Source organism: Actinoplanes lobatus (genome assembly GCF_014205215.1).
In the GTDB taxonomy this organism is placed as follows: Bacteria; Actinomycetota; Actinomycetes; order Mycobacteriales; family Micromonosporaceae; genus Actinoplanes; species Actinoplanes lobatus.
Genome location: NZ_JACHNC010000001.1, coordinates 8,003,784 through 8,015,914, shown reverse-complemented (window position 1 = coordinate 8,015,914; position 12,131 = coordinate 8,003,784). Strand labels below are relative to the sequence as shown.

Below are 12,131 nucleotides of genomic sequence, written 5' to 3'. Positions count from 1 at the left end.
GAAGTCTCGGCAGCCACCGCCCCCGGAGTCAACGCCGACCGCCTAACCTGGAGCGATGGCCGCCTCGCCGCTGCACCCGGTCGACGTCCTGCTGATCCTCGCCGACGGCGACCGCGTCCTGCTGGCACTGCGCTCCGGCACCGGCTACGCCGACGGCCGGTGGAACCTGCCCAGCGGCAAGATGGAACACGGCGAGAGCGCCCTGACCGCCGTACGCCGGGAGACCGCCGAGGAGATCGGCCTGCGCCTCACCCCCGACGAACCCCGGCTCGTCACCACCGTCCACCATCGGACCCCGTCCGGGCACGCCCGCATCGGCCTGGCCTTCGCGGTCACGTTCACGCCCGAACGCCACGGCCGCCCGGTCAACGCCGAACCCCACAAATGCGCGCGAATCGCCTGGTTCCGCTGGGACGCCCTCCCACCCGAGACCTACCCCTATTCCGCGGCCTGCGTCGAGGGCTGGCGTTCGGCGGCGCCGCTGCGGCTCAGCGGCTGGTGACAAACCACGATTTCGTACGCGCTACGCGTACCCGATCGTGAATTTCCGCGAGCCGGCGCGGGTCCGGACCGTGCCGCGCCCGCCGGGCGTGAGTGGGCGGTTTCGGTCAGGGCCGGCCGCCGGACCGGTGAGTTCCCGCCGGCGGGCGGGCCCGGTCGATAGAGTGTCCGCCGTGGCGTTCACCCGATTCGTGATCCTGGGAGTGACTGTGGCCGCGGTCGTGGGCGGCGGCGGCCTTGACGTGACCCGGACGGACAGCGGGGCGGAACCGGCGACGACGACCGTGGCGGTCGTGATGCCGATGCCCACGCCGACCGTGGCCGAACTCGCGGCCGCCGACCGGGCGAAACAGGTCAAGCAGCTGGACGCCGCGCTGAAGAAGCTGGCCGGCGCCACCCCCGACTTCTCGGTGGCGGTCCTCGACCGCAAGACCGGCCGGTCCTATTACTACCGGGGCAAGGTCAGGTTCGACACGGCCAGCATCGTCAAGGTGCAGATCCTCACCTGCATGCTGCTCAAGGCCCAGGACGCCGGCCGCAAGCCCACGTCGGCCGAGATGGCGCTGGCCAAGCCGATGATCCGGCTCAGCGACAACAACGCCACCACCAGCCTCTACAACAAGCTCGGCGGGCGGACCGCGGTCACCAGGTGCAACAAGCGGCTCGGCCTGACGAGCACGGTCGTGAACAGCCGGTGGGGTCTCACCCGGACCACCGCGGCCGACCAGGTGCGGCTGCTGTCCGAACTGGTCGACACCAAGGGGCCGCTCAGCGCGTCGTCCCGCAAGACCGCGTTCACCCTGATGAACACCGTGGACAAGGCGCAGGACTGGGGTGTTCCGGCGGTCGCCCGCAAGGGCGAGATCTTCACGGTCAAGAACGGCTGGGACACCCGGTCGGCCGACGGTGGTCTGTGGGCGGTCAACACGATCGGCCGGATCACCACGAAGAACGGCGCCGTGGACGTGTCCGTCGCCGTCCTCTCCCACAACAACAGGACGATGACCGCGGGCGTCACCCTGGTCGAGAAGATCGCCAAGCTGACCCGGACCCACCTCAAGTACTGAGATCGTTTGCGCCCGGCGTGACCGTCGGCGCAGGACCGGAGACGGCCAGTTGTCGTACCCGGGTGGGAGCATCCTCGGGTGACGTTGAACCATGTGGAGTTCGGGGCCGGGGTCCCGGTGGTGGCCGTGCACGGGTGGACGGCCGATCACCGGCTGATGCTCGGGTGCCTGGAGCCGGTCTTCGCCGGCCGGCCCGGCTACCGGCGGATCTACCTCGACCTGCCAGGGATGGGCCACTCGCCCGCGGCGCCCGCACTGGCCGGTTCCGACGATCAGCTGGCGGCCGTGCACGAGTTCATCGGCGAGGTGCTCGGCGACGAGCCGTTCCTGCTGGTGGGGGAGTCGTACGGCGGCTATCTGAGCCGGGCCGTCACCCGGGACCGCCGTGATCAGGTGCTCGGCCTGGCGCTGATCTGCCCGATCGGCACCGAGGTGCAGCGCTCCCGCCGCACACTGCCCGGCCCGGAGGTGCTGCGGCCCGACCCGGCCGCGGTCGCCGGGCTGGACGAGGCGACGGCCACCGCCTTCACCGAGATGGCGGTGGTGCAGAGCCCGGAGACGGCCGCCCGCTTCCGCGACGAGATCATGGTCGGCCTGCGCATCGGCGATCAGGAGGCGATCGCCCGTGTCGAGCGGCGGTGGCAGCTGAGCAGCCCACCGGAGGGCGGCGACCCGTTCACCCGGCCGGCGCTGATCCTCACCGGGCGGCAGGACCACGTCGTCGGCTGGGCGGACCATGTCGCGCTGCTGCCGCACTACCCACGCGCCACCTTCGCGATCCTCGACGTGGCCGGGCACAACCTCCAGATCGACCAGCCGGCCCTGTTCGAGGCGCTGATGCACGAGTGGCTCGACCGGGTGGTGCACGGGTGAGGCCGCGCAGCGGCCGGAGGGGCAGCTCAGCCCGGCGCGGGCGGCACGGGCTGGAGGGGCGGCCGGGTCGCCGTGCGCTACGGGGCGGGGTTGATGTGGTGGGGGGCTGGTTTGCCCGTACCGATGAAGAAGTCTTTGTTGTGATGAATGAGAGGGTGGTCCGGTTCTCCCAGGAGGACCGCGACGACCTCGGCGATGACCAGGGTGGATTCGCCGACCGGGATGCGGTGCAGGGGAGTGGCGCGCAGCGCGGCGACCGCGTCCGGCAGATAGGGCTCGCCGGTCGGGAGGTCGGCCCAGCCCTGGCCGGGGGTGAAACGGGCGCCGCCGGAGGAGGCGAAGTCGCGGGCCAGCGTGGCGTGCCCGGGGCCGAGCAGGTTGATCACCAGGCTGGGCGCTTCGAGGAGGGCGCGGCCGGAGCGGGAGCCCATCACGGAGAAGGACAGCGCGGGCGGGGCGGCTGAGACGGACGCCACGCTGGAGACGGTGAGGCCGGCCGGGCCCGCGGCGGTGATCACCGCCACCCCCGCGGCGTGGCGGCGGAAGGCGGCGCGGAACAATTCGCTGACCTGGGACTCCGGGGGACGCACCGTGATACTTGACACGGGGCAACGGTAGAACCTCAAGCCCGGTTGAGGTCAACTGGCGTGTTACGGTCCGACGCGGGAGGACGTCAACAATGCAGACGCGTACGGATCTCATTGAAGATCTCATGGGGCGGTTCCCGCATGTGCCGCGCGAGGCGGTGATCAAGGAAGACCTGTTGCGGGGCGGGCTGGCGTTCGACGACTCGGCGCTCACCGACAACGAGAACGGTGACGTGAAGCCGAAGTCGTACTTCATCTTCTCGTTCGACCACCGCACCCTGCCCGAGCTGGGTGAGGCGGCGCTGCGCCGGCCGCCGGAGGAGATCGTGCTCACCGGCGGGCCCTACGACCTGCGCCGCACCGTGGTGTCGGTGCGGATCAACCCCACCTCGCCGTACCGGGTGAAGCCGGGCGACGACGGGCAGCTCAAGCTGTTCCTGGACGGGCGGGAGATCGCCGAGGTCGGGCTGCCGCCGATGCCGGACTATTACCGGCACACGCTCGCCAACGGCAAGCAGGTGATGGAGGTCGCCCCGACGATCCAGTGGGGCTACCTGGTCTATCTGACGGTCTTCCGGGTGTGCCAGTACTTCGGCGCCAAGGAGGAGTGCCAGTACTGCGACATCAACCACAACTGGCGCCAGCACAAGGCGGCCGGCCGCCCCTACACGGGTGTGAAGCCGGTCGACGAGGTGCTCGAGGCGCTGGCGATCATCGACAAGTACGACACCGCCAAGACGTCGCACGCCTACACGCTGACCGGCGGCAGTGTCACCAGCAAGGTCGACGGGCTGGCCGAGGCCGACTTCTACGGGCGGTACGCGCAGGCCATCGAGGAGCGCTTCCCCGGCCGGTGGATCGGCAAGGTCGTGGCCCAGGCGCTGCCGAAGGAGGATGTGCAGCGCTTCTACGACTACGGCATCCGGATCTACCACCCGAACTACGAGGTGTGGGACAAATACCTCTTCGAGCGCTACTGCCCCGGTAAGGAGCGGTATGTCGGCCGGGAGGAGTGGCACCGCCGCATCCTCACCTCGGCCGAGGTCTTCGGGCCCCGCAACGTGATCCCGAACTTCGTGGCCGGCATCGAGATGGCCGCGCCGTTCGGCTTCACCACCGTCGACGAGGCGATCAAGTCGACCACCGAGGGCCTGCAATATTTCATGTCCCGGGGGATCACGCCGCGGTTCACCACCTGGTGCCCGGAGCCGACCACCCCGCTGGGCAAGATGAACCCGGAGGGCGCCCCGCTGGAGTACCACATCCGGCTCCTGGAGGCGTACAGGGCGACCATGGAGGCCAACGGGCTGTCCAGCCCGCCCGGCTACGGTCCCCCCGGCGCCGGCAACGCGGTCTTCTCGGTCAGCTCCTTCATGGACAGCCTGCCCGCCGAGTGACACCGATCGCATCGTTCCAGGCCCTGCTCCGCATCCCGACCGTCTCCACCCGGGATGCGGAGGCCTGGAACCACGAGGCCTTCGACGCGTTCCACTCGTCTTTACGTGAACTGTTCCCCCTGCTGCACAAACATCTTTCGTTGACGCGCGTGGGCAGCCACGGCCTGCTCTTCCACTGGGCGGGCACGTCGAGGGACCGGCCGGTCGTCCTGATGGCCCACATCGACGTCGTGCCGGTCGAGGGCGAGTGGACCCATCCGCCGTTCGATGCGGTCGTCGAGGACGGCATCATCTGGGGCCGCGGCACCCTCGACTGCAAGGGCAGCCTCGCCGCGATCTGCCAGGCCGTCGAGGACCTGCTCGCCGGCGGGCACACCCCGGCGCAGGACGTGTGGCTGTCGTTCGGCTGCGACGAGGAGGTCGCCGGGGACGCGGCCCCGCTCGCCGTCGAGGAGCTGCGGCGGCGCGGAGTGATCCCGTGGTTCGTGCTCGACGAGGGCGGCGCGGTCGCGTACGGCGCCTTCCCCGGCGTCGAGAAGCCGATCGCGGTCATCGGCGTCACCGAGAAGGGCGTCACCTCCCTCGAACTGTGCGTCGACGGCCGCGGCGGGCACGCCTCCACCCCGGCCCCCATGGGGCCGACCGCCCGGCTCGCGCGGGCCATCACCCGGCTCGACCGGTCGCCCATGCGGGCTTCCGCGCCGGACGCCACCGTCGAACTCTTCCGCCGGGCGGCACCCCATGCCAAGACCCCGATACGGTACGCGCTGAGCGCCGCCGTCCGCAGCCGTGCGCTGCTGACCCGGCTGCTGCTCCTGGCCGGGCCCGAGCCGGCGGCCATGGCCCGCACCACGATCGCGGTCACGACACTCAGCGGCTCGCCGGCGCTCAACGTGGTCGCCGCCCGGGCCACCGCCGGGGTGAACATCCGGATCCTGGTCGGCGACACGATGTCCGAGGCGATCGCGCACGTCCGCAAGGTGATCGACGACCCGGAGGTGAAGATCCGGGTGGTCGACGCGGGCGAGCCGTCGCCGTCCTCACCGCTGGACGAGGCGTTCGACCTGATCGCGGCCACCACCGAGGAGCACTTCCCGCACGCGGTGACCTCGCCGTACGTGATGATGGCCGCCACCGACGCCCGCCACTTCACCAGGATCAGCGACCGGGTGTACCGGTTCACGCCGTTCGAGATGACGAAGGCGCAGCGCGAGTCGATCCACACCCACGACGAGCACATCACCGTCGACGCCTACCTGAAGGGCATCGCCTGGTACCGCACCCTCATCGAACGCCTGTAACCCCGGGAACCAAGGCACAGGCTGCCGCGTCCCACCCTGCATCAGCAAGATCAAGAGACGGGGATGTCATGCGCGCTGTGCGAACGCTGGCCATGGCCGGACTGCTGCTGCTCACCGGGTGTGCGAGCGAGGCGGTCGCGGACCCGCCGGCGCCGGTCGCCCCGGGGACACTGCCCGGCGGCTGGCGGTGGGAGTCGTACGGCGGCGTCCAGGTCGGCGTACCCGGCGACTGGCAATGGGCGGAACGCGGCCTGCGGGTCGACGCCTTCTGCATCAAGGCCGGCGAGGACCAGCCGCCGGCTGTGGCCCGGCCCAGCGGCATCGTCCCGGCCATCTACTGCGGTGAGGGCGAGACCCTGATCGAGAACACCGGCTGGGTCGTCGGATTCCAGCCCACCGACCCCGGCGCCCCGGACGGCACCGAGGTGCAGGACGACCGCACCACGGTCCGCCTCGCCGGGGTGGAGGTCATCGTGCAGGCCCCGCCGGCGTGGCGGGAACGGATCTCCGCCACCATCCACCAGGTGACCGTCGACCACAACGGCTGCCCGGCCCGCCACCCGATCAGCGGAAGCCCGGCGGCCCGCCCGTCGAACCCTGTCGACATCACCTCGCTGCGGGCCGTCACCACGGTCTCGGCCTGCAAATACATGCTCGGCGCCCCGGCGATGCTGGAGTCCAGCCTGCGTCTGGACGGGGCGGCCGCCGCCCGGGCGGTCGAGGTCATCGCCGCGGCCCCGGCCGGTGGCGGCCCCGACCACGCGGACCAGTGCCTGCCCGAGGTCTCCTACGGCGACGACACGATCGTGCTGCGGGTGGGCTCGGCCGCCGGCGTCTCGGAGATCGTGGTCCGCTACTCCGGCTGCGACCACCGCGGCTTCGACGACGGCGTCACCGTACGGAGCCTCACCCCGCCCGCGCTGGCCCCCTTCGCCGGCGGCCCGAACGCGATGACCCTCCCGCCTGAGTTGTCCGGCGAACCCGAGCCGTCCAGCGCGGGCGTGGAGACCCCACGCTAGAACTCCTTCCCGGTACGCGTGTCCTCGTCCCGCCTCTATCAGGGCCGTCCCGTCCGGTCGGCGCGATCTCGCTGCCCGCTCCGGCCTGTGCCGCGCCCGCCGGGCGGAGATCGGTGCCTGGGCGGGTGCCCCTGCTTTCGGTCACGCTGGGCGGGTGGTCGCGGTGTTGCCGGCCGGGCTCCCGGGTTGCCCTCTGCCGTAGCGCCGGTCGCCCGGGTGGGTGGTTGCGGTTGTGCTGGCCAGGCACGGGGTGCCTGCTTGCGGCCGTTGCGCCGGTCGGGCTGGGTGGGTGGTTGCGGTTTGCTGGCCAGGCAACGGGGCTGCCCGCTTGCGGCCGTCACGCCGGTCGCCCGGTGCGGGTGGTCGCGCTTGCCTGAGGGTGGGTGGGCGCGCACGGTGGCGGTGTCGTGGTCGCCTACGTGCCCTATCGGGGCGATGGCCGCCCACGTGGCGGCTTTCGTGTGCGTTCACCGCCGAAAGCCCGGCCGGCCGGAACTCCGCGTGAGCGATGAAGCCGGTTCACCGGCTCTTGTGGAGGATAAAGGTAGCCAGAACAGCACGGATGTACCACGCACCCTCACATACCCCAAGATTACGGTCACGGTGAGTGACTTCCGGCGGGTTCCTGTGGCGCGACCGGCACCAAGCGCCATCACCCACCCGGCGTGAGCGGCGGGACGGCCGGGAGCGGCGCCCAGGGTGCCTGGCGAGCACGACCGCAACCACCCACCCGGCGCGAGCGGCGGCACATGCGGGGGTGTCCCACCGGTCTACGCCCGGCGGGAGCGGCACAGGCTGGAGCGGGCAGCGAGAGGGGCCGGGCGGACGGAACGGCCCTGGTGAGACGGCGACGAGGACACGCGTACCGGATGTGGTTCATGTCGGTGTGGCCTTGCCGGCGTTTCAATAGTTAGCCCTTGCGCTAACTATCCGGCCGGGCAATACTTAGCCGCGTGGCACAGTATTCGGCTCAGTTGGACGGGCTGTTCGACGCCCTTGCCGATCCGACGCGGCGTGGGGTCATCCGGCGGCTCGGGCGCGGCCCGGCCAGCGTGGGTGATCTCGCCGGCGAGTTCCCGATGACGCTCCCGTCGTTCCTGAAACACGTGCGGGCGCTCGAATCCGCCGGGATCATTCGGACGAGCAAGGCCGGCCGGGTCCGCACCTGTGTGCTCAACCGGGAGCGTCTCGCGCTCGCCGAGGACTGGCTGGCCGAGCAGCGCCGCATCTGGGAAGAACGCACCGACCGGCTCGAACAGTTCGTCGCCGGCACCGAGGAGGATCCGTCATGAACCCCGACCTGGACCTGACCCTGCAACGGACCATCCGCGCCCCGCGGGCCGTCGTGTGGAGCGCCTGGACCGACCCGGACCGCTTCGCGAAGTGGTTCATTCCGGCGCCCATGGTGTGCGTCGTCGACCGGCTGGAGGCCCGGCCCGGCGGCGCCCTCGTGACCCGGATGAGCGAGGACGGCGTGGCGTTCGTCCCGCACGTCGACGCGATCTTCCTGGTCGTCGACAATCTGGAACGGATCGTCTTCACCAACGCGATCGACAGCGCCTGGCGGCCGGCCCTGCCCGCGCCGGTGCCGATGACCGCCGAGATCGTGCTGGCCGATCATCCGGAGGGCACCGACTACCGGGTCGTGGTCCGGCACGGTGACCCGTCCGCCCGTGAGCGGCACGAGAAGCTCGGCTTCTTCGACGGCTGGAACATGGTCACCACGCAGCTCGCCCAGTCCGTCGAGTAGCGGGTCAGAACTCCCAGTAGGCCCGCAGTGCGGCGATCCGGCCCGCGCCGTCGCCCCGGTAGGTGAAGACGCCGTTCACCTGGGCGGCCTGACCGCCGGGGAGGGTGATGTGGATGCTGCCGACGTCGGCGACCTCGTCACCGCACAGGTAGGAGCGCTCGATCTCGAAGCGCATCCCGTCGACCATCCCGATCACGGTGTCGTAGAACTTCGCGATGGCCGCCGCCCCGTGATGCCCTCGACCGTCCGGGCACAGCGGTGACGGCCCGACCGGGTCCTCTACGACCGCGTCCTCGGCGAACAGCCCCAGCCAGCCCTCGCGGTCCTTCGCCCCGGCCGCCGCCTGCGATCGCCGTGCCAGGTCACGGATGGTCATGGCGCCCCTCCCGATATAGAACGCGTTCTACTTCTGGCCATCCTGCCCTGTCGCGGCGCTGAAGGACAATCCTGTGGTGAAACCGCGCGTGACGGTGGTGGCGACCGGCGTGACGACGCGGACGGGCTGCCCTGACCAGGTGGGAGGTATCTTTCTCTGCGTGAGAACGCGCAGGTTTCCCCTGGTGCGGGCGGACCTGGATCAGGCCGTGTGCCCGCTGCCCGACGATCTCGGCGAGACGTTGCCGGAGACGGTCGCCGTGGTGCTCGACCATCGGGCGCTGGGGATGGCGCCCGGCCGGGAGACGTACGAGGCCGGGGTCGTCCAGGACCCGGGGTGGCGGCTCACCGGGATCGCCTGGCCCGCCGACCTGCACGCCGGGGTGCTGGTCACCATCAGCGTGCGGGACCAGCAGGTGCATCTGCGGACCGTCACGCTGGACGAGCCGATGCGGGTGGACGGCGTCGACTACTTCCATGAGTACGACCCTCGGGTGATCACCCGCGAGTTCGACCCGGGAGTGTCCAATCGCGGTCAGGTGCTCAACGCGGTGCGGCGGCTCGGCCGGGTCTTCGAGGACGGCAGCGCCGTCTTCGCCGAGGCCGAACTGCCGGCCCACTGCGGGCTGGGCCGTGGCAAGAAGGGGCAGTTCCTGCTCCGGAACGCCGTCGACCAGCTGCTGCGGGAGGGCTACGTCACCCGGGTGGCCGGCAGCACCGGGCCGGACGGCGAGCTCAACTATCCGGCCGTCGACGGTGAGGAGACCCTCGACCTGCTCTTCTACGCGCCGCTGGTCGAGCCGGCGTCGCTGCCGGGGGAGCCCGGCGAGCACGGCGACGGCGCCGGCGGGGAGCATCGGGCGCACTGGGTCAGCGGATTCGTCCGGCGGCTGCCGGCCGGCGCCAACGCGTCGAAGAAGCAGCTCAACCTGCATCAGCAGGCCATGGAGACCGAGGAGATCGACGGTTTCACGCTGGAGCCCGGCTACACCTTCGTGAAGAAGCACCACCGCGGCGGGTGAGGCTCCGCCGACAGCCGCGCCCGCCGGTCGGGTTGCCACCGTGGCGGCGGCGTTGTCGGATGGCGGCATGGTATCGACGTGGAGGATCTTCGATCGGGTGGCGGCCGACTACGACACGGTGGTGCCGTTCTTCGCGGAGTACGGCGCGGCCATCGTCGACGTGCTCGGCCCACCCGCGGGCAGCCGGTTCCTCGATCTCGGCGCCGGCCGGGGCGCCCTCACCGCGGCCGCGCTCGCCCGGGGATGCCTGGTGACCGCCGTCGACGCGGCGCCCACCATGGTCGCGCTGCTGGCCACCGACCATCCCGGGGTGGACGCCCGGGTGATGGACGCCGAGGCCCTGACCCTGCCGGACGGTTGTTTCGACGAGGTGGCGGCCTCCTTCGTGATCCATGTGCTGGACTCGCCGCCGGCCGGGGTGGCCGAGGCCTTCCGGGTGCTGCGCCCGGGCGGCCGGTTCTCACTGACCGGCGGCAGCGCCCGCCACCACGACGCCGAACCGGCGGTCTGGTCGTCCCCACTGGCCGACCGGGTGGATTCGCTGTTCCTGGAGTTCGCGCCACACATCCCGCCCGGTGGCAGTCTGGGCTCCCCGATCGACGCGGCCGACCTGCTGGACGGGGCCGGTTTCGTGGACCTGCACGAGGAGCACGCCACGGTGGAGATCGTCTTCGAGGACACCGCGCAACTGTGGGCGTGGGCGCTGTCGCACGGGTACCGCGCCTTCATCGAGGATCTGCCGGACCCCTACCGCGCCGGTTTCCGCGAGCGGCTGCTGACCCTGCCCCTCTCCGACGGCCTGCTGCGCCGCCGGACGTGCGTCTGGTCCGGCCGCCGCCCGCCGCTCTGACCCCCGGCCCACGAGAGTCTGTATCCCGGTGAGAACGCCACCGAGAAGGATCCCGAACGCGGCGCCGAGCAGCGGCGAGTCGGCGAACCGGGCACCACCCAACCGCCCGAGCCCGATCGTGTACCCCGCCCACACCACCCCGGCCACCAGGGTGAACAGCCGGAACCGCCCCGACGGCAGCCCCACCTGGCCGGACGTCATGGTGGTGGCGGTACGCCCGCCGGGCAGGAACCGGCCGGCCAGCAGGGCGGCCGCACCGTACCGGGACAGGGCCCGCTCGGCCCGCGCCCGGGCGACCGCCAGGCCCCGGTTCCTGATCCGGGCGCCCGCCCGGCTGCCGATCAGGTAGGCCACCCGGTCACCGGCCACACTGCCGGCCACCACCGCCGCAAAGAGCCAGAGCAGGTGCGGCGACCCGGCCGTGGACAGGGCGCTCAGCCCGATCACCACGGCCTCGGACGGCACGACGGGCAGGAATCCGTCGACCGCCACGGCCACGGCCACGATCACATACAGCCACGGCGAGCAGATCAGCGGCATCAGATGGTCCGCCATGGTTTCTCCTCCCCGTCGGTGTGCTGCCATCGACCGTACGAATCGGAGAGACTCTGAACCATGGTGTACGCCTCCCCTCGGAGGTAGGGCTGGCACTACCAAGGAGACGGGGACACATGGTGACCGAATTCGCCGACCAGGACCTACGGGGTGCCCGGTTCGAACGCTCGACGCTGGCCGGCGCCGTGATGCGCGGCGTCGACGTACGCGGGCTGGACATCGACGCCCCCTGGCTCGCCGACGGCCCGCTGCTGGTCAACGGCGTGGACGTCGCGCCGCTGGTCGAGGCCGAGCTGAACCGCCGCTTCCCGGGCCGTGACCTGCGCACGGCGACCGATCCGGACGGGTTGCGGGCGGCGTGGGCGGCGGTCGAGGCGGCCTGGCGGTCCGCGCTCGCCCAGGTCGCGGCGATGCCGCCCGGCGCCGCGGACGTGTCGGTCGACGGCGAGTGGTCGTTCGCGCAGACGCTGCGCCACCTGGCGTTCGCCACCGACGCGTGGCTCGGCAAGGGCATCCTGCGCCGTCCGGAGCCGTTCCACCGGTTCGGCCAGCCGCACGTCGAATATGAATCGGACGGCTACGACCTGTCCATCTTTGTGAAGGAGCCCCCGTCGTACCCGGAAGTCCTCGCCGTCCGCGCCGAACGCCAGGCGATGGTCCGCGACTTCCTCGCCACCGCCACCCCGGACGTGCTCGCCGAGCCCCGCGTCGTCCCCTGGTCCCCCGACCACGAGGAGCCGGTCCTGCACTGCCTGCACGTGATCCTCGCCGAGGAGTGGGAACACCTCCGCTTCGCCCTCCGCGACATCGACCGCGCGTAGGTGGGCGTCCTCG

Annotated in this window: 13 protein-coding genes and 1 pseudogene; 11 read left to right on the top strand and 3 right to left on the bottom strand. The window is 71.4% G+C overall.

All coding sequences use genetic code 11. The features are described from left to right. Nucleotides 1-55: 55 nt before the first annotated feature. The 3 genes from BJ964_RS36840 to BJ964_RS36830 all read left to right on the top strand — a co-directional run bounded on the left by BJ964_RS36840 (nt 56) and on the right by BJ964_RS36830 (nt 2,441). Nucleotides 56-502, top strand: coding sequence for an NUDIX domain-containing protein (locus BJ964_RS36840; RefSeq protein WP_188124966.1), 447 nt, complete (start codon nt 56-58; stop codon nt 500-502). 172 nt (nt 503-674) lie between these two features. After that, complete coding sequence (locus BJ964_RS36835; protein WP_307838008.1) at nt 675-1,568, top strand: serine hydrolase; 894 nt, start codon at nt 675-677, stop codon at nt 1,566-1,568. 78 nt (nt 1,569-1,646) lie between these two features. Beyond that, complete coding sequence (locus tag BJ964_RS36830; protein WP_223149673.1) at nt 1,647-2,441, top strand: alpha/beta fold hydrolase; 795 nt, start codon at nt 1,647-1,649, stop codon at nt 2,439-2,441. Nucleotides 2,442-2,518: 77 nt separating this feature from the next. On the opposite strand, the gene BJ964_RS36825 is transcribed toward BJ964_RS36830, so the two are convergent. Next, nucleotides 2,519-3,046, bottom strand: a complete 528-nt coding sequence (locus BJ964_RS36825) for a flavin reductase family protein (protein ID WP_229806657.1) — start codon at nt 3,044-3,046, stop codon at nt 2,519-2,521. 107 nt (nt 3,047-3,153) lie between these two features. Here BJ964_RS36825 and BJ964_RS36820 point away from each other — a divergent pair, with 107 nt between their 5' ends. The 5 genes from BJ964_RS36820 to BJ964_RS36800 all read left to right on the top strand — a co-directional run bounded on the left by BJ964_RS36820 (nt 3,154) and on the right by BJ964_RS36800 (nt 8,495). Continuing rightward, nucleotides 3,154-4,425: a radical SAM protein gene (locus BJ964_RS36820; protein WP_229806656.1), complete on the top strand. Its 1,272-nt coding sequence runs from the start codon at nt 3,154-3,156 to the stop codon at nt 4,423-4,425. Beyond that, nucleotides 4,422-5,726: a M20/M25/M40 family metallo-hydrolase gene (locus BJ964_RS36815; RefSeq protein WP_188124964.1), complete on the top strand. Its 1,305-nt coding sequence runs from the start codon at nt 4,422-4,424 to the stop codon at nt 5,724-5,726. The genes BJ964_RS36820 and BJ964_RS36815 overlap by 4 nt, the downstream gene beginning before the upstream one ends. Nucleotides 5,727-5,794: 68 nt before the next feature. Next, nucleotides 5,795-6,745 (top strand): hypothetical protein, encoded by a 951-nt coding sequence (locus tag BJ964_RS36810; protein WP_188124963.1) that lies wholly within the window; start codon nt 5,795-5,797, stop codon nt 6,743-6,745. A gap of 953 nt (nt 6,746-7,698) precedes the next feature. After that, nucleotides 7,699-8,037 (top strand): ArsR/SmtB family transcription factor, encoded by a 339-nt coding sequence (locus BJ964_RS36805; RefSeq protein WP_188124962.1) that lies wholly within the window; start codon nt 7,699-7,701, stop codon nt 8,035-8,037. Then, nucleotides 8,034-8,495 (top strand): SRPBCC domain-containing protein, encoded by a 462-nt coding sequence (locus BJ964_RS36800; RefSeq protein WP_188124961.1) that lies wholly within the window; start codon nt 8,034-8,036, stop codon nt 8,493-8,495. Before BJ964_RS36805 ends, BJ964_RS36800 begins: the two co-directional genes overlap by 4 nt. 4 nt (nt 8,496-8,499) lie before the next feature. Here the strand turns inward: BJ964_RS36800 and BJ964_RS36795 are convergent, their stop codons facing one another. Then, complete coding sequence (locus tag BJ964_RS36795) at nt 8,500-8,871, bottom strand: nuclear transport factor 2 family protein (protein ID WP_188124960.1); 372 nt, start codon at nt 8,869-8,871, stop codon at nt 8,500-8,502. 160 nt (nt 8,872-9,031) lie between these two features. On the opposite strand from BJ964_RS36795, the gene BJ964_RS36790 reads away from it, so the two are divergent. Together BJ964_RS36790 and BJ964_RS36785 are read left to right on the top strand one after the other, a co-directional pair. Continuing rightward, nucleotides 9,032-9,892, top strand: coding sequence for a hypothetical protein (locus tag BJ964_RS36790; protein WP_188124959.1), 861 nt, complete (start codon nt 9,032-9,034; stop codon nt 9,890-9,892). A gap of 67 nt (nt 9,893-9,959) precedes the next feature. After that, entirely contained in the window at nt 9,960-10,742 is a 783-nt protein-coding gene (locus BJ964_RS36785) for a class I SAM-dependent methyltransferase (RefSeq protein ID WP_188124958.1), read from the top strand. A 162-nt stretch (nt 10,743-10,904) separates the two neighbouring features. Here the strand turns inward: BJ964_RS36785 and BJ964_RS49625 are convergent. Then, nucleotides 10,905-11,282, bottom strand: a pseudogene (locus BJ964_RS49625) (DedA family protein); the annotation flags it as partial. A gap of 131 nt (nt 11,283-11,413) precedes the next feature. Between BJ964_RS49625 and BJ964_RS36775 the strand changes: the two are divergent. After that, nucleotides 11,414-12,118 (top strand): DinB family protein, encoded by a 705-nt coding sequence (locus tag BJ964_RS36775; RefSeq protein ID WP_188124957.1) that lies wholly within the window; start codon nt 11,414-11,416, stop codon nt 12,116-12,118. Nucleotides 12,119-12,131: the final 13 nt, after the last annotated feature.